The following is a 16,775-nucleotide window of genomic DNA, read 5'->3' as shown; positions in this document are numbered from 1 at the left end:
TGCTATTGAATCAATAGCTGGCAGCGCTTATGGGACGAGCGCTAGAGGTCAATTTGTGCTGTATCACACCTGCTGGCGCGGCGCAGGCAGCCAGCGAAAGGCCGCCGCGCCCAGCGCCAGCATGCCGGCAATCGTGAACATCACCGCCGCGTAGGGCTCGGCCCCCTGGGCCTTGGCGGTGGATGCCGCCACGCCGGTGATCCACTGCATCAGCGCCACCCCCAGAAATAGCGCCATGGTGAAGACCGACATGGCGCGCCCCGTCATGGTCGCCGGGTAGGACGAGCGCACGTCCGCATACTGCAGCACCATGTAGCCCGACAGCACACCCACCGCCAGCGGGCCCGCCACATCCAGCCACGCCAGTTGCCACACGCCCATGGCCGCAAACAGTGCCGCCATCAGCACCGTGAAGCCGGTGAGCCAGCGGCGGCGCGTGCCGGGGCCGGGGTCCATGCGGCCAAAGAATGCGGGGCTGAACAGTGACACCAGCGACATGGCCGTGGCCACATGCCCACTGGCGACCAGCGTGTAGCCGTGCCGGTCAATCAGCAAAGGCCCCAGCCACAGGCCGCGCAGCGACAGCATCGAGGCATAAGTCATCAGCGCCAGCAGCAAGATGCCCACCGTGTGCGGCAGCAGGAACAGTGCCCCGAACCCGCGCACCGTCTGGCCCAGCGATTCGGGCGTTGCATGGGTGGCCGTGCCGGCATGGGCCGCCTGGGGCTCGCGCACCTTCCAGAAGATCAAAGCCCAGGCCAGCGCCGCCAGGCCCGCCAGCACCCCAAACCCCCAGCGCCACGACGATTGCTCCACCAGCCACGCCAGCGGCGTGCCGGTGAACAGCATGCCCAGCCCACCGACCCCCATGGCTGCGCCTGACACGGCGGCGAAGCGCGACGGCGCAAAGTAGCGGGCGATGAACACCGTGCACACCAGAAAAGCGGGCGCACAGCCCACCCCAATCAACACCTGCCCCAGCAGCAACATGCTGTAGCCCGTGGCCACCGCAGACAGCGCAGCCCCTGCAATCGCCATCGGAAACGCCACCAGCAAGGTGCGCCGAATGCCCCAGAAATCGATGGCGATGCCCATGAAAAGCTGCATGGTGCCGAAGGCGAACGCGAAGGTGCCGGCAAACACGCCCAGCGCCTGGGCCGACAGGCCAAACTCTGCCTGCAGCCCCGTGGCCATGATGGCGGTGATGGTGCGAAACGCCTGGCTCAGCGCAAAGCCGCTGACCAGCGCCAGCAGCATGGTCCAGGCTTGTGGGGCAGATAACGGGTGAGGGTGTGCAGCGGCGTTGGCGGAGGGCAGGCTCATGCCGCAAGCGTAACGCCCGCCGCTTCACTGGCCTGTCTCGTCGGTGCCGATGGTGGGTTGCCTCGCCACGAAAACATTTGGTACCAACTTTTGCCGAACAGATAATGCGCTCGGGCCATCCTGGTCAACGCGGGGCCCCGGCTTCCGTTACAAAGGGGCACTGGCTTGTTTTTGCCAGCCATCCTCACAAAAAAGCCGCGTTGAACGCGGTGATTCCAACACCCAAGGAGGTTCCCCATGCCATTTCGCCACTCTTTTTACGGCTTCTGGGCCGCGCTGCTGCTGTTCTTCGGACTACTGGCCCCTGCGGCCGCCCAGCGTGGCGGTGATGACGGGGCCTACCAGATCCTGAGCGCCCGCTACGGAACGAGCGAGCGCTATGTGGACGTGACCGAGCGCGTGCGCGAGCTGGCCAGCGGCGACCAGCCCTTTCTGGTGCACAACGACACCTTTGGCACCGACCCCGACCGGGGCCGCGTGAAAACACTGCGCATTGATGCCCGCGACGCCCGAGGCAAGACGCGCACCTTCAACTACCGCGAAGACGCGGTGGTCGATGGCCGCCAGTTCACCAGCTGGCGCGGCGGAAACGGAGGGTACGGCGGCGGCCAGGGCAATGGCCGCGACGATGGTGAGTTCCGCATCCTGCAAGCGGTGTACGGCACCCAGGAGCACCATGTGGACGTGACCCGCCGCCTGCGCGACCTGGCACGCGAAGACCGCCCCATTGCGCTGACCAACGATACCTTTGGCGTGGATCCGCACCGCGGCCGCAGCAAGACACTGCGCATTTTTGTGCGCACCCGCGACGGCCAGAACCGCATGTTCGAATACGCTGAAGGCTCCACCATTGACGGCGCACGCTTTACCGGCTGGCGCAGCGGCAACTGGGGTAACGAGGGCTGGAACGGCGGCTGGCATGGCAACGGCGGCGGTAACAACCAGGGCGGCGCCTACCAGGGCGGCGGCTATGACCGCCCCGGCGCGGGCTACGGCGGGCTGGCCATCGTGCAAGCCGCCTATGGCGCTGACAACCGCGTGATCGACGTGACAGACCGCGTCCGGGCCCAGGTGTCGGGTAACCAGCTGTCGGTGCGTGCCAGCAACGACCTGGCGGGTTACGACCCCGCCCCGGGCACGCCCAAGGTGCTGTGGGTCACGTACTCCATCGGTGGCCGCGAATACCAGGTGAGCGTGCGCGAGTCGGAATACCTGCGCCTGCCTTGACGGCTGGGGCGGGGTCATCGCCCTGCGCCTTGTTTTGCTATCAAAAAAAGAGCTGCCAGCGCTTGTGATTAAAGCGCTGGCAGCTCTTTTTGTTGTGAATGCCTGAATGCCCCCTGTGCAGCGGCCCTGGCCTTACAGGTTCGTGCGCAGGCGCCAGATCTCGGGGAACAGCACCACGTCCAGCATCTTGCGCAGGTAGCTCACGCCCCCGGTGCCGCCGGTGCCGCGTTTGAAGCCGATCACCCGCTCCACCGTCGTCACATGGCGGAAGCGCCACAGGCGGAAGGCGTCTTCCAGGTCCGTCAGCTCCTCGCCCAGCTGGTACAGGTCCCAATGCCTTTCGGGGTTGCGGTACACCGTGAGCCAGGCTTGCTCCACGGCTTCGCTTTCGGCGTAAGGCTGTGTCCAGTCGCGCTCGGTGTGGCTGGCAGGCACCGCAATGCCACGCCGCGCCATCAGCCGCAGGGCCTCGTCGTACAGCGACGGTGCTTCGTACGCCGCCTGCACCTGGGCCAGCAGGTCGGCGCGGTGCTCGTGGGGCTTGAGCATGGCGCGGTTCTTGTTGCCCATCGAAAATTCAATGCAGCGGTACTGGTAGCTCTGGAAGCCGCTGGACTGGCCCAGGTACGGACGCATGGCGCTGTATTCGGGCGGTGTCATGGTGGCCAGCACGTCCCAGGCGTGCACCAGCTGCTCCATGATTTTGCTCACGCGCGCCAGCATCTTAAAGGCGGGCGGCAGCTCGTCGCGCGCAATGTGGCCGATGGCTGCGCGCAGCTCGTGCAGCATCAGCTTCATCCACAGCTCGCTGGTCTGGTGCTGCACGATGAACAGCATCTCGTCGTGCGCGGGCGACAGTGGCTTTTGCGCGGTGAGGATGGCGTCGAGCTGTAGGTAGTCGCCGTAGCTCATGCTTTGGCTGAAGTCGAGCTGAGCGCGCTCCTCGTGCACGATGGATTCGGGCAGGGCAGCGCGTGGTGCTTCGCTGGCGGGCGCAGGGGTTTGAGAGAAAGGGCACATGGTGGTTTTCCTCTCGGTTCAGGTTACGGCGTGGGTCTGGTTGAACTCGGCCTTCTGCCATTCGCCGCTCTCCAGCACTTGGCGCAGGTGTTCCACCGCGTTCCACACGTCTTCAAACCCGATGTACAGCGGCGTCAAGCCAAAGCGCAGGATGTCTTTGTGCACCTTGCCGCCGTCGCCTTTGCCTGCACTTGGAGCCGCGCCGGACCCGGAGCGGTAGTCTCCAATCACGCCGCGTGCAATCAGCGCCTGCACGATGGCGTAGGCACCGCTGCCCTGGCCGTTCACGCCCGCGCCTTCGTCACGCGTCAGGCACACCTGCGAGCCCCGCTGAGCGTGCGCACGCGGCGTGGCAAAGCCCAGGCCGTAGCCTGCGCAGCGCTCTTCCACCAGCTGGATGAACAGATCGGTGAGCGCCAGCGACTTGGTGCGCAGCGCCGCCATGCCGCCCAGGCTTTGCGCAGCGGTGAACACATCCAGCCCGCATTGCAGGGCTGAGAGGCTGATCATGGGCTGCGTGCCGCACAGGTAGCGGGTGATGCCCGGGGCGGGCTGGTAGTCGGGCGTGAACTGGAAGGGCGCTGCATGGCCCCACCAGCCCGACAAGGGTTGCATGAACTTCAAGTCCGGGCGGTTGGCATGGCGCGGGTGCACCCACACAAAAGCCGGTGCGCCAGGGCCGCCGTTCAAATATTTGTAGCCGCAGCCAATCGAAAAATCGGCGTTGGCGCCCAGCAGGTCCACCGGCACAGCGCCTGCACTGTGGGCCAAGTCCCACACACACAAAATGCCTTGGGCCTGCGCGGCGGCGGTGATGGCGGCCATGTCGTGCATGGCGCCGGTGCGGTAGTTCACATGCGTCAGCATCAGCACGGCCACGTCGCTGGTCAGCGCTGCGTTGATCTCTTCAGGCTCCACCAGCACCAGTTCCAGTCCGCGCTCCTTGCACAGGCCTTCGGCAATGTAGAGGTCGGTGGGGAAGTTGCTGCGCTCGCTCACGATGCGTTTGCGGGCGGGGCTGTCTTCGCGGGCAATGTTCAGCGCCGCGCTCAGCACCTTGTAGAGGTTGATGGAGGTGCTGTCGGTGCACACCACCTGGTCGGGGCCCGCGCCAATCAAGGGGGCGAGCTGGTTGCCCAAGCGCTGGGGCAAGTCAAACCAGCGGGCGGTGTTCCACGATTTGATGAGGTCCGTACCCCATTCGCGTTGCACCACATCGGCAATGCGGGCGGGCGCGGCCTTGGGCAGCACGCCCAGTGAATTGCCGTCCAGGTAGATCACGCCGGGGGGCAGGGCAAAGTGGTCGCGCAACGAGCGCAGGGGGTCTTGGGCGTCGCGGGTGCGGCAGTCTTGCAGGGTGATGGTCATGTTGATGTTGCTTTCATTTTGATAGCTGCTGGCGCTTGCTGGATAAGCGCTAGAGGCCGAAAATGTTTAAAAATTTGGTGGACGCGCTGGTCAACCAGGCAGCGAGCGAAGTACCGCCCGCACGGGGGATGCATCGGCCGTGGTCAGCTTCAGTGGCAGGGCGATGAGTTCGTAGTCGCCCTCGGGCACATCGTCCAGCACCAGGTTCTCCAGCACGCGCAGGCCCCGGCGGCGGATGACCTGGTGGCTGTCCAGCGTCTTGCTGTCGGCCGGGTCAATGCTGGCGGTGTCTATGCCCACCAACAGCACGCCCAGGTCGGCCAGTCGCTCGATGGTGGCGGGCGCATAGGCGGTGAGCTGGCCGTCCCATTGCGCGGGCGCCTGGGCATAGGTGCGCACCAGCACGCGTGCGGGCAGCGGCGGCAGCGCGGGGGTGAGGGCGTGGGCAATGTGCGCCCACTCAATCAGCGGCCCGCAGCCGATGGCGTGGATGACGCGGCAAGGGCCCAAAAACGCCTCCAGCGCCACGGCCCCGATGCTGGCACCGCCCTCGTCGTAATGCAGCGGCGCATCGGCATGCGCGCCCACGTGGGGCGATAGCGTGATGGCACTGACATTGACCGGACAGCCCGGGCCGATGGTGGCGCACCACTGCTGGCTGTAAGGCGTATCGCCCGGAAACACCGGGCTGCCTGTGTGAACGGGGGGTGAAATGTCCCAAAGCTTTTGCATGGGACGTGACGGTAATGGCCTGGATTTTTTGTGGTGTCGGTTATTTCCAACACCCCCTGATTTTTGGCGCAGGGTTTGCCCGACTCGGTTGACCGGGGTTCAGGGGTGTGGCTGCCTGCGCAGTCACGTTGGGGTCTGAACAGCCGATCAGGTGGCACTGCAATATTCAGTGGGCGGGCCACAGCAGGCGTGATCTTCAGCGCCCCACTGACCCCCTTATTTCCCGATAGTGCGTTGAAAGCGTTGGCCGTCTGCACCCGGCCAGCTGTGTGCTGGCTTACCTCAAGGTGCTGTGCCGCAGCTGATGCCGCCCGGCAAGGTGGAAAGGGTGCCGGCCGTGGGGTCTGTCAGGCGGCGCCACAGCCAGGGCAAGGCCATCGAAAGATCAGGGCGCTGCCATTGCTGAACCACTGGGCCTGTCTCGCTCGCCGCAGAGTGGGCCGGGCCGATGTCGAAGTGGAAGGAATAGCAGGGCTCCAGCCCCATGCGCAGGTCGGTGATGGTGAGCCGCCCCTGGCTGTTCGCCTGTATGCGCATGAAGCCGTGGCTGAACCATGAAAGCCGTTGCACATGGGGGTTGTCTGCGTGCTGCAGGCGCAGATCGGCGCCGCGCGGGTGGGATGTCCAGGCAACGGGGTGCGCGCCATCCAGCAAGGAGTAATAGGCCTCGTGGTAGTGCTCCGACCCCATGGCCACAGCACGCCACAGCACGGTGCTGAATGGGGCGGGCGTGACCAGCATCTGGCTGGTTGCCATTCCGTTGTGACGCAACGAAGCCTCCAGAACGCCGCGCACATGCTGCTGTGCCAGCACACTCCACCCCAGGTAGGCGGTGCTGAGCGCCAACATGGCTGCATTCCAGCGCAGCCCCTTGGTAGATGACCCGATGACGGCGACCAGAACCCCGAGCAGCAGTGGCAAGGTGTAGAACGGGTCGATGATGAAAACGCTGCCCACGGCAAAGGGATGGTTGCTGAAGGGCTGCAGCAACTGCGTGCCGTACACCGTCAGGGTGTCGAGCAGCGGGTGGGTGATGAGCGCCAGCGCCATGGCCAGCCACCAGCGCCGCCACAGGTCGGGCTGACCCGACAGGCGTGCGGCCAGCCAGCCCAGGGGGGCCGATGCCAGCGCGAGTAATGCCAGGCCATGGCTCTCGGCCCGGTGGCGCACCATGTTGAGCAGCGGGTCGCCATGGTCGATGAAAGCGTCCAGGTCGGGCAGGGTGCCAGCGGCGGCTCCCCACAGGGCTGCCTTCCATGCGGCGGTGCGGCGCCCGAGGGTGGCCAGCACCACGGCACTGCCCAGGGCGGCCTGGCTGATGGAGTCCATGTGCTACTCATGAAGTGAAGGTGCGCGCATTTTTGCAGCGCCAAGCGCACCCTGCATTCGAGGGGATTTGTCGTGCGGGATCAGCCGATGACCAGCCTGCGAGACGGGGCGCAGCTTGAGCAGGTAACAGCGTTGGCCGGATGGAGCGGGCCAGCAATCGGCTCGGAGGAGTTCAGGGTGACCCCCGTGCGCCCGTACCTTGTGCAAAGTGCCTGCGATCTCCTGACCATCAGGGCTGCTCTGATTTGAATCAATAGCCGCCAGAATTCAGTTTGTAGAATGAGAACCAAACTCATTTGCAAAAAGGCTGATCCCCATGAAAACCATGCACGAGAGCGCCGCCGCCCTGTACCCCAGCGCGCTGGCCGCCACATTGGCCGTGGCCTCGGCGTCTCCGTCAGCGGCTTCGGGCCTGGATGGACTGAAAGTGCGCACGCCCGCGCTGGTGACCGGGCTGGTGCCGGCGCGCGATGGGCGTGAGCACAGCACCTTGCTGCGTTTGCTGGAAATTGGCTTTGTGCCCGGCGAGACCGTGCAAGTGCTGGCGCGGGGCGCCTGGGGGGGCGACCCTCTGGCCGTGCGGGTGGGGCAGGCCACTTTTGCGTTGCGGCACCAAGAGGCAGCGATGGTGCAGGTTCAGGCACAGGGGCAGTCATGAGCGCGGTACTGAACGCTGGGGGCGTGTCGCCCAAGGCAGATTTCCTGCGTGTGGCCCTGCTGGGCAACCCCAATTGCGGCAAGACGGCGCTGTTCAACCTGCTGACCGGTGCGCGCCAGAAGGTGGCCAATTACGCAGGTGTGACGGTAGAGCGTAAAGAGGGCACGATGCACACGGCCAGTGGCCGCAAGGTGCGCGTGCTGGATTTACCCGGTGCCTACAGCCTGCACGCGCACAGCCTGGATGAAGCCATCACCCGCGACATCGTGCGTGGCCGCCGCCCCGGCGAGCCGCTGCCCGACTTGCTGGTGTGCGTGACCGATGCTACCCACCTGCGCCTGAACCTGCGCCTGGTGCTGGAAGCCCGGGCCCTGGGCCTGCCCATGGTGCTGGTGCTGAACATGAGCGACATGGCCGAGCGCCGGGGCATTCAGATTGACCGTGAGGTGTTGGCCCGTGAGCTGGGCATGCCCGTGCTGGCCACGGTGGGTGTGCGCGGTGATGGCGCGCAGGAATTGCTGGCCTGGCTGGATTCTCCCGCCGCGCAGGCCCTGAAGGCCCCGGTGGTAGCCGCCCAGGAGGCGGTGGCGCTGGATGCCTCGCCGCTGGACGCTCAGACCCAGGTCATCCGCACCCATCAGCAGGTGCACCGGCTAATGGAACTGGCCGTGCGGGCACCCGCAGCCAGTCTGCGTGTGGATGACCGCATCGACGCCGTGGTGCTGCACCCCGTGTGGGGCATGTTGCTGCTGCTGGCCACGTTGTTTTTGATGTTCCAGGCGGTATTCACCTGGGCTTCCGTGCCTACCGACTGGATCAACGCAGGCGTGGAATGGACGTCCGCCTTCATCCAGCAGCACATGGCTGATGGCCCGCTGCGCAGCCTGCTGGTGGACGGCATCGTGGCCGGCGCCGGCGGGGTGCTGGTGTTCCTGCCGCAAATCCTCACGCTGTTCCTGTTCATCCTGGCGCTCGAAGACTCGGGCTACCTGCCGCGTGCCGCCTTCTTGCTGGACCGCGTGATGGGCACCGTGGGGTTGTCGGGCCGTTCGTTCATTCCACTGCTGTCGAGCTTTGCCTGCGCCGTGCCGGGCGTGATGGCCACGCGCTCCATCACCCATTGGCGTGATCGGCTGGTCACCATCATGATCGCGCCGCTCATGACCTGCTCGGCCCGTTTGCCGGTGTATGCGTTGCTGATAGGTGCTTTCATCCCCGAGCGCACCGTGGCGGGCCTGTTCAACCTGCAGGGCCTGGTGTTGTTTGCGCTGTATGTGGGCGGTATTGCCAGTGCCATGGCGGTGGCAGGCGTGGCCAAGCTGGCCCGGTCTGACCAGCGGCCCCCGCAGCTGCTGATGGAGCTGCCCGCTTACCGCTGGCCCAGCCTGCGCAGCCTGGCGCATGGTCTGTACGAGCGGGCGGTGATTTTCATCAAGCGCGTGGGCGGCATCATTCTGGCGGTGACGGTACTGCTGTGGTTCCTGTCCACCTCCCCAGCCCCGCCCGAAGGGGCCACCGGGGCGGCCATCACCTATAGCTTTGCGGGCCAGTTGGGCCGCCTGCTGGAGGTGCTGGTGGCGCCCATCGGCTTTAACTGGCAGATCGCCATCGCCCTGGTTCCCGGCATGGCAGCGCGCGAGGTGGCCGTGGGTGCGCTGGGCACGGTGTATGCGCTGTCGGCCACGGGCGAAGAAGTGGCCAGCCAGCTGGGCCCGCTGATCGCGCAGAATTGGTCACTGGCCACGGCACTGTCGCTGCTGGTGTGGTTTGTGTTTGCGCCGCAGTGCATCTCCACCATCGCCGCCGTGCGGCGCGAGACGAACAGCTGGCGCTACCCGCTGCTGATGGTGGCCTACCTGTTTGGCTTGGCGTATGCCGCCAGTTTTGTGACTTACCGAATCACTTTGGCCCTGGGAGGTGGCGCGTGATGTGGCAACAATGGATCACCGGTTTGATCGTGGCGCTGGCCGCCGCTTACATGGTGTGGCGCTGGCTGCCCGCCGGGCTGCGTAAAAAGCTGGGCCGGGTGCACCCCGCCATGGGGCAGAGCGCAGGCTGTGGTGGTGGCGGGGGCGGTGGCTGCAGCAGTTGCGGCGGGTGTTCGTCGTCTGCAGCACCCCGCGCGACGGTGCACGCCGCAGAGCGCCAAGAGCGGTTCTGATCTGAATGGGCGGCCCTTGCGCCTGTTCAGCCGCCGTTCGGGCTGAGCGGCGGCAAGCGCCTTGTGCAACGCGTTGGCGCTGTCTGCCTGATGGTGGTTGGCGTTTGTCGATGCGTGCGCCGCGTCAGGCGTACAACTGGCCTTGCTGCAATGCTTCCAGTGCGTGGCGCAGATTGGCGCGGGCCTGCGATTCATAGCGGTAGAAAAACCACTCGTTGTGATAGATGCGCGGCCTGTCCAGAAAGCCTTGCAGCACTGCGCTGCGCCCCGCTACGTAGCGCGGCCAGCGCACAAAGAAATACTCCTTGCGCACGTTGCGCTCAAACTGGCGGTACACCGCATCGCTTTGGCCCAGCACGGCGAGGTCGATGTCCACGACCCAGGTGGCGTCGCCTTGCAGCGCGCCCGGGTTGTGGCATGTGGCCATGATGTGTGCGTGAACGGTTGAAACCAGGCTGGGTGGCACGTGCTGGCCGTTGAGAAAGCGCGATGCCCACTGCGCGCTGCGTAGCTCGTTGTGGGCACTCCAGGCCCAATACACCGCGTCATGAAACCACAGGGCCAGCGCTACGGCATGGGGTTGCTCCAGCGCGCCGGGCAGTTCCTTTTGCACCGTCTGCCAGTGGCCCAGGCAGGCCTGCAGGTGCGATGCATTGTGGTACGCCCGGGGCCAACGCTGCCAGCTGCGCAGCAGGCGCTGGCCTTCTTGCATCCACGGATTGGCGGGGCAGCCAAGGGCCGTGCCCAAGGCTGCCCATTGGATGAGCAGCGCGTCGGTGTCCGCGGTGCTGCGGTGGAACATCCCGTCGGGGCGTTACGCCACGCGGCCGAGCAGAAGGTACTCCATGAGCGCCTTCTGCACATGCATCCTGTTTTGGCTTCGGCCCGCAGCCTGTGGCTGGTTCACGTCCGCGTGGCGGACATGAGCCTGCACCGAAACTGTCTGCTGGCGCTGGCGCGCCACCGCGTTGCATGTCATTCCACGCGGCCGAGCAGAAGGTACTCCATGAGGGCCTTCTGTACGTGCATCCTGTTTTCCGCCTCATCCCACACCACCGATTGCGGCCCGTCGATCACTTCGGCCTCCACCTCTTCGCCACGGTGCGCGGGCAGGCAGTGCATGAAGAGGGCATCGGGCTTGGCGGCGGCCATCATTTCGGCGTCCACGCACCAGTCGGCAAAGGCCTTCTTGCGGGCCTCGTTCTCGGCTTCGTAGCCCATGCTGGTCCACACGTCGGTGGTGACCAAATCGGCGCCCTTGCAGGCTTCGAGCGGGTTGCTATAGAACTGATAGCTACTAGCGCTTACCCCTTGGGCGCCAGAGGCCAATTTCTCATCAATTTCGTAGCCACGCGGCGTGCTCACGTTCACCTTGAAACCCAGCAGCGCAGCGGCCTGCACCCAGGTGTTGGCCATGTTGTTGCCGTCGCCTACCCAGGCCACCGTCTTGCCCGCGATGGAGCCACGGTGCTCGATGTACGTGAAGATGTCGGCGAGGATCTGGCAGGGGTGGTATTCGTTGGTCAGCCCGTTGATGACGGGCACGCGCGAATGGGCGGCAAAGCGCTCGATCTTGGTCTGCTCGAACGTGCGGATCATCACCAGATCGGTCATGCGGCTGATGACCTTGGCGCTGTCTTCAATCGGCTCAGCGCGGCCCAGTTGGCTGTCGCCCGTGGTCAGGTGCACCACGCTGCCGCCCAGCTGGTACATGCCCGCTTCAAAGCTCACGCGGGTGCGGGTGCTGGCCTTTTCAAAAATCATGGCCAGGGTGCGGTCGGCCAGCGGGTGGTACTTTTCGTACGACTTGAACTTCTTCTTGATGATGGCTGCGCGCTCGAACAGGTAAGCGTATTCGTCAGCGGTGAGGTCGGTGAACTGCAGATAGTGTTTCATTGCAAAAAAGAGCGCGCCGCAGCGTGCCCTGCAAGGTTTATTCGGCCAGGATGGCTTTGACCAGGGGGGTGAGCTTGGCGACGATTTCGTCGGCCTCGGCCACGGTGAGGATCAGCGAGGGCACCAGGCGAATGACGCTGTCCGCCGTCACGCTGATGAGCAGGCCCGCTTCGGCCGCGCGGCCGGTGAGGGCGCCGCAGGGCTTGTTCAGTTCAATGCCCAGCATCAGGCCCTGGCCACGAATTTCCTTCACGCCGGGCAGGCTGCCCAGTTCGCGCTGCAGGGCCGCCTTCAGGTGCGCGCCCACGGTCGCTGCGTTCTCCAGCAGGCCTTCTTCTTCCATGATGCGGATGGTTTCGTTGCCTGCGCGCATGGCCAACTGGTTGCCACCAAAGGTGGTGCCGTGGTTGCCCGGTTGCAGCACGTTGGCGGCCTTGGGGCCCGCCACCACCGCACCAATCGGCACGCCAGAGCCCAGGCCCTTGGCCAGGGGCATCACGTCGGGCACGATGCCTGCCCACTGGTGGGCAAACCACTTGCCGGTGCGGCCCATACCGCACTGCACTTCGTCAATCATCATCAGCCAGCCGCGCTCATCGCACAGGGCACGCAACTGCTGCAGGTATTCGACGCGGGTGGGGTTCACGCCGCCTTCGCCCTGGATGGTTTCAAAGAACACCGCCACCACGTTGGGGTTGCCCTCGGTGCGTTGCTTGATGGCCTCGATGTCGTTGAGCGGCACGCGGATGAAGCCCTCGACTAGCGGGCCAAAGCCGCTGTAGATCTTGGGGTTGCCGGTGGCCGACATGGTGGCGATGGAGCGGCCGTGGAAGGCCTTTTCGTAGACCACGATCTCGGGTTTGGCGATGCCCTTGTCCACGCCGTATTTGCGTGCGATCTTGATGGCCGCCTCGTTGGCTTCCAGCCCAGAGTTGCAGAAGAACACGTTGGTCATGCCAGAGCGTTCCACCAGCTTGGCAGCCAGCGCTTCTTGCAGCGGCGAGTGGTAGTAGTTGGAGGTGTGGATGAGCTTGGTGAGCTGGTCCTGCAGCGCCGGCACCAGCTTGGGGTGGTTGTGCCCCAGCGTGTTCACGGCAATGCCGCCCAGCGCGTCCAGGTATTCCTTGCCGTTGACGTCCCAGACTCGGCAGCCCTGGCCTCGGGCCAGCGCGATCGGTACGCGGCCATAGGTGTTCATAACGTGGGGCGAGGCTGCCTCGATGAAAGCGGTCATGCAGAGATCTCCAGACGGTGCAGAAAAAGGTTGGGCTTGTGGCCTGCGAACAGGGTGTTTCACCCGAAAAGCGAAGCACGATTCTAGGGGGAGTGCCGTGGCTGGCCATTGACAATTGCGCATCACTGCGATGCGTTACCCGCCCGGGCTGCAGGACTACCGGGTTAGCTCTTATATAAGAGTTAGAATGGATGGCTGTAGCAACCCTGCGGTGAGCTGCCACTTACCCAACCGACCGCGATGGTTTCCCCCTCCACCAAAGAAGTCTTCATCCAAGGCGTTACCCACGATGGGAAAACCTTTCGGCCCAGCGACTGGGCCGAGCGTTTGGCGGGCGTCATGAGCCAGTTCCGTCCCGGTGGCTCGCGGCCGGGCAGCCACCTGAGCTATTCGCCCTGGTGCATTCCCACCACCCTCAATGGCGTGAAATGTGTGGTGGTCCACCGCGACTTGCAAAACCACGAGCCCATGGCCTGGGACTTTGTGATCAACTTCGCAAGGGACAACAACTTGCAAGTCGCAGAAGCCTGTTTGCTACCCGACGCTCCCCCCCCCAAGGCCTGACTGGCCTTTTTTTACGCCTGCTCGCGCTGCAGGTGGGGTCCATGAAGGCGGCATGCAATGCACCAAAATCCGCCAGATGCGCCAAGAAGATGGTTTGCTCCGCACCTGAAAACCAAGCGGGCACAAAAAAACCGCCCGAAGGCGGTTTTGATGTTTTGCTGACAGCGCACCCGTTACAAACGGCGGGCAGCTTACGCTACCCGTGCTGTTTGCCTGAAGTGGGTCAGGCGGCCAGTGCCAGGGCTTTCACCTTGGCTGCCAGGCGGCTCTTATCGCGAGCTGCCTTGTTCTTGTGGAAGATGCCCTTGTCGGCAACGGTATCAACCACGCTTTGTGCCTTGGCGAAAGCTTCAGCAGCCTTCACCTTGTCGCCAGCCAGAACCGCCTTTTCGACGTTCTTGACGGCAGTGCGGTATTTGGAACGCAGCGATGTGTTGGCTGCGTTGATCTTGACGTCCTGACGGACGCGCTTACGGCCCGACGCCAGGCGTGGGTTCTTTTTCTTTGGTTTAGCGGATGCCATGATTTAGTTCCTTGAGTCTGAGGATGATGTCAGCAAAGCCGACGATTATAGCCCACTGGCTGAAAAGGGCGGGGCTTTTCGCCAGCGGGCCCATTCCGGGTATCTGCTCACCGGGCATATGGGCCCTGCGCGGCGCTGCATCCGCCCGGATGTTTCAGGTAAGGGCGTGAAACAACCCCACAGCCGCCCAGGCGGGGCCGTGCGCTGCGAATACACTCCCGGCGGTGTCTCTGTTCAAAGCCGCCTCCACCGTATCCCTGCTGACCCTGGCCTCCCGCGTGACGGGCCTGGTGCGCGACCTTTTGATGGCGTCCATGTTTGGCGCCAGCGCCCTCACGGACGCCTTTAACGTCGCTTTCCGCATTCCCAACCTGTTTCGCCGCCTGTTTGCCGAGGGTGCATTTGCGCAAGCCTTTGTGCCCGTGCTGGCAACCACCAAAACCAAAGAAGGCGAGGAGGCCACGCACCGGCTGATCGCTGCGGTGGCCACCGCCCTGGCCTGGACGCTGCTGTTGACTTGCACGCTGGGTGTGCTGGGGGCGCCTGCGCTGGTGTGGGCCCTGGCCAGCGGCATGCGCCAAACCCCCGAGGCTTTTGACGCTGCCGTGTTGATGACGCGGTGGATGTTTCCCTACATCGGTTTCATGTCCATGGTGGCGCTGGCCGCCGGCATTCTCAACACCTGGAAGCACTTTGCCGTGCCCGCCGCCTCGCCCGTGTTGCTCAACCTTTCCATGATTGGCGCGGCCTGGCTGGGGGCGCCCCAGCTGGAGGCGCGCGGCATCGAGCCCATCTACGCCATGGCGGGTGGGGTGATGCTGGGGGGCGTGCTGCAACTGGGGGTTCAAATCCCGGTGCTGCTTCGCATGGGACTCATGCCCCGCATTGGGGTGACCTGGGGTGCCCTGCGCGCGGCCTGGGCTGAGCCGGGCGTGCGCCGGGTGCTGACATTGATGGCACCCATTCTGCTGGGCGTGGGGGTGGCGCAGGTGTCCCTGATGATCAACACGCAGATTGCTTCTTACCTGGCGCCCGGCAGCGTCACCTGGTTGTTTTATGCCGATCGGCTGATGGAATTCCCCACGGCCTTGCTTGGGGTTGCCCTGGGCGTGGTGCTCACCCCCCAGCTCACTGCTGCCAAAGCGGCGGGGGATGCGCAGAAATACTCGGCCATGTTGGATTGGGGTTTGCGCATCGTGGTGCTGCTGGCCGTGCCCTGTGCCGTGGCGTTGCTCACCTTTGCCAAGCCCTTGGTGGCCACCCTGTTTCACTATGGCAAATTGGCGGACTCCGATGTGGGGCAGATTGCCGTGGCGTTGGCTGGCTATGGGGCGGGCTTGCTGGGCCTGGTGGCCATCAAGGTGCTGGCGCCCGGCTACTACGCCAGCCAGGATGTGCGCACCCCGGTCAAGATTGCCATCGTGGTGCTGGTCATCACCCAGATCCTCAACGCCGTTCTGGTGCCGCTCATCGACCACGCGGGGCTGGCCCTGTCGATTGGCCTGGGGGCTCTGGTCAACGCGCTGTGGCTGTTGATCGGGCTGGTGCGGCGCGGCAGCTACCAGCCTCAGCCGGGCTGGTCGCGCTTTGCCTTGCAGGTGGTGGCGGCCAGTGCGTTGCTGGCAGTGCTGCTGGCCTGGGGCTCGCATTACTTTGACTGGGTGGCCCTGCGCGCCCACAGCGGCCAGCGGGTGCTGCTGTTGCTGGGGTTGATGGTGGCGGCTGCCGTGGTGTATTTCGGTGCCCTGTGGGCCGCAGGGCTCAAGCTGCGGCAGATGCTGCGCCGCTGAGCGTTCTTTGCACGCGGCGCAGTGGCGGTAACACCGGGGTAAAGCCCCCGGTTTTGCGCCTTGACTGCCATGCAGCCCCCACCTAAAAATCTGCCATGTCCCTGAGCTATACCGTTCCTTCGTCCCTGGAGTATTTCGCTTGCCTGGTGCAAAGCGACGAGCACTTTCCGCTGCTCGAAGCCGCCGCCAGCATCGCGCAGGACGAGTACCCCGAGCTGGACGTGCAGCAACTGCTGGGCGACGTGGACCAGATGCAGGCCCGCATCCGCCGACGCCTGGCCAGCGATGCCCCGTCGCTGCAGCGGTTGCACATGCTCAACCAGTTCTTTTATTCTGACCTGGGCTTTGCAGGCAACGTCAACAATTACTACGACCCCGACAACAGCTACCTGAATGCGGTGCTGCGCACGCGCCGGGGCATTCCCATCAGCTTGGCGGTGTTGTGGATGGAGCTGGCCCAGGGGCTGGGTCTGCATGTGCGCGGGGTGGGGTTTCCGGGCCACTTCATGGTGAAGGTGCTGCTGCCCAAGGGGCAGGTGGTGATGGACCCGACCACGGGCCAGTCGCTCAGCCGTGAAGACCTCTCCGAGCGGCTGGAGCCTTACAAGCGCCAGAGCGAGCTGGTGGATGACTATGACGTGCCGCTGGGCCTGTATTTGCAGGCTGCCACGCCGCGCGACATCATTGCCCGCATGCTGCGCAACCTCAAGGAAGTGCACCGCTCGCAGCAAGACTGGCAGCGCCTGACGGCGGTGCTGGATCGCTTGGTGGTGCTCTCACCCCAGGCGTGGGGTGAGCGGCGGGACCGTGGCCTGGCCCATGCCGAATTGGGCAACGCGAAAGAAGCAGTGCAAGACCTGGAAACCTACCTGGCGCACGCCGAAGACGGACTCGATGCCGACATGGTGACCGAGCGGTTGAACGCCCTGCGACGTTCGCTGGGTTAACCC

Annotated in this window: 16 protein-coding genes; 7 read left to right on the top strand and 9 right to left on the bottom strand. The window is 64.8% G+C overall.

Translation table 11 applies throughout. The annotated features are described in order from the left end of the window. Positions 1 to 63: 63 nt before the first annotated feature. Positions 64 to 1,323: an MFS transporter gene (locus BDD18_RS18180; RefSeq protein ID WP_142084929.1), complete on the bottom strand. Its 1,260-nt coding sequence runs from the start codon at positions 1,321 to 1,323 to the stop codon at positions 64 to 66. Positions 1,324 to 1,560: 237 nt separating this feature from the next. Here BDD18_RS18180 and BDD18_RS18175 point away from each other — a divergent pair, with 237 nt between their 5' ends. After that, positions 1,561 to 2,550, top strand: a complete 990-nt coding sequence (locus BDD18_RS18175) for a DNAJC11 domain-containing protein (protein WP_142084927.1) — start codon at positions 1,561 to 1,563, stop codon at positions 2,548 to 2,550. Between the two features lie 132 nt (positions 2,551 to 2,682). Here the strand turns inward: BDD18_RS18175 and kynA are convergent, their stop codons facing one another. The 4 genes from kynA to BDD18_RS18155 all read right to left on the bottom strand — a co-directional run bounded on the left by kynA (position 2,683) and on the right by BDD18_RS18155 (position 6,999). After that, positions 2,683 to 3,570: a tryptophan 2,3-dioxygenase gene (gene kynA / locus BDD18_RS18170; protein WP_142084924.1), complete on the bottom strand. Its 888-nt coding sequence runs from the start codon at positions 3,568 to 3,570 to the stop codon at positions 2,683 to 2,685. An 18-nt stretch (positions 3,571 to 3,588) separates the two neighbouring features. Next, the gene (gene kynU, locus BDD18_RS18165) at positions 3,589 to 4,938 is read right to left on the bottom strand and encodes a kynureninase (RefSeq protein WP_142084922.1); all 1,350 of its coding nucleotides are present in this window, start codon (positions 4,936 to 4,938) and stop codon (positions 3,589 to 3,591) included. 90 nt (positions 4,939 to 5,028) lie between these two features. Next, positions 5,029 to 5,670 (bottom strand): arylformamidase, encoded by a 642-nt coding sequence (kynB, locus tag BDD18_RS18160; protein ID WP_142084919.1) that lies wholly within the window; start codon positions 5,668 to 5,670, stop codon positions 5,029 to 5,031. A 282-nt stretch (positions 5,671 to 5,952) separates the two neighbouring features. Next, positions 5,953 to 6,999, bottom strand: a complete 1,047-nt coding sequence (locus BDD18_RS18155; RefSeq protein ID WP_142084917.1) for a metal-dependent hydrolase — start codon at positions 6,997 to 6,999, stop codon at positions 5,953 to 5,955. 316 nt (positions 7,000 to 7,315) lie between these two features. Between BDD18_RS18155 and BDD18_RS18150 the strand changes: the two genes are divergently transcribed. The 3 genes from BDD18_RS18150 to BDD18_RS18140 are packed head-to-tail and all read left to right on the top strand — an operon-like array spanning position 7,316 to position 9,818. After that, complete coding sequence (locus tag BDD18_RS18150; protein WP_142084915.1) at positions 7,316 to 7,657, top strand: FeoA family protein; 342 nt, start codon at positions 7,316 to 7,318, stop codon at positions 7,655 to 7,657. Further along, on the top strand, positions 7,654 to 9,585 hold the full coding sequence (gene feoB / locus BDD18_RS18145; RefSeq protein ID WP_142084913.1) for a ferrous iron transporter B: 1,932 nt from the start codon (positions 7,654 to 7,656) through the stop codon (positions 9,583 to 9,585). The genes BDD18_RS18150 and feoB overlap by 4 nt, the downstream gene beginning before the upstream one ends. After that, entirely contained in the window at positions 9,585 to 9,818 is a 234-nt protein-coding gene (locus BDD18_RS18140; RefSeq protein ID WP_142084911.1) for a hypothetical protein, read from the top strand. Before feoB ends, BDD18_RS18140 begins: the two co-directional genes overlap by 1 nt. Positions 9,819 to 9,942: 124 nt before the next feature. On the opposite strand, the gene BDD18_RS18135 is transcribed toward BDD18_RS18140, so the two are convergent. The 3 genes from BDD18_RS18135 to BDD18_RS18125 all read right to left on the bottom strand — a co-directional run bounded on the left by BDD18_RS18135 (position 9,943) and on the right by BDD18_RS18125 (position 12,948). Further along, positions 9,943 to 10,620 carry an HD domain-containing protein gene (locus tag BDD18_RS18135; RefSeq protein WP_142084909.1) on the bottom strand — a complete coding sequence of 226 codons (678 nt, stop codon included), beginning with the start codon at positions 10,618 to 10,620 and terminating at the stop codon, positions 9,943 to 9,945. Between the two features lie 173 nt (positions 10,621 to 10,793). Next, the gene (argF, locus tag BDD18_RS18130) at positions 10,794 to 11,714 is read right to left on the bottom strand and encodes an ornithine carbamoyltransferase (RefSeq protein WP_142084906.1); all 921 of its coding nucleotides are present in this window, start codon (positions 11,712 to 11,714) and stop codon (positions 10,794 to 10,796) included. Positions 11,715 to 11,751: 37 nt separating this feature from the next. Next, entirely contained in the window at positions 11,752 to 12,948 is a 1,197-nt protein-coding gene (locus BDD18_RS18125; protein ID WP_142084904.1) for an aspartate aminotransferase family protein, read from the bottom strand. Between the two features lie 240 nt (positions 12,949 to 13,188). On the opposite strand from BDD18_RS18125, the gene BDD18_RS18120 reads away from it, so the two are divergent. After that, a complete protein-coding gene (locus BDD18_RS18120; protein WP_066693411.1) occupies positions 13,189 to 13,512 on the top strand; it encodes a DUF3579 domain-containing protein in 324 nt (107 codons plus the stop codon). A gap of 223 nt (positions 13,513 to 13,735) precedes the next feature. Here the strand turns inward: BDD18_RS18120 and rpsT are convergent, their stop codons facing one another. Beyond that, the gene (rpsT, locus tag BDD18_RS18115) at positions 13,736 to 14,035 is read right to left on the bottom strand and encodes a 30S ribosomal protein S20 (protein WP_044398144.1); all 300 of its coding nucleotides are present in this window, start codon (positions 14,033 to 14,035) and stop codon (positions 13,736 to 13,738) included. Between the two features lie 224 nt (positions 14,036 to 14,259). Between rpsT and murJ the strand changes: the two genes are divergently transcribed. Then, positions 14,260 to 15,825, top strand: a complete 1,566-nt coding sequence (gene murJ, locus BDD18_RS18110) for a murein biosynthesis integral membrane protein MurJ (protein ID WP_142084902.1) — start codon at positions 14,260 to 14,262, stop codon at positions 15,823 to 15,825. A 95-nt stretch (positions 15,826 to 15,920) separates the two neighbouring features. Then, the gene (locus BDD18_RS18105) at positions 15,921 to 16,772 is read left to right on the top strand and encodes a SirB1 family protein (RefSeq protein WP_142084900.1); all 852 of its coding nucleotides are present in this window, start codon (positions 15,921 to 15,923) and stop codon (positions 16,770 to 16,772) included. Positions 16,773 to 16,775: the final 3 nt, after the last annotated feature.

The organism is Acidovorax temperans, assembly GCF_006716905.1.
Classification (GTDB): Bacteria; Pseudomonadota; Gammaproteobacteria; order Burkholderiales; family Burkholderiaceae_C; genus Acidovorax; species Acidovorax temperans.
Note: the sequence above shows the minus strand (reverse complement) of the source record. Positions and strands in the feature narration are given on the sequence as shown.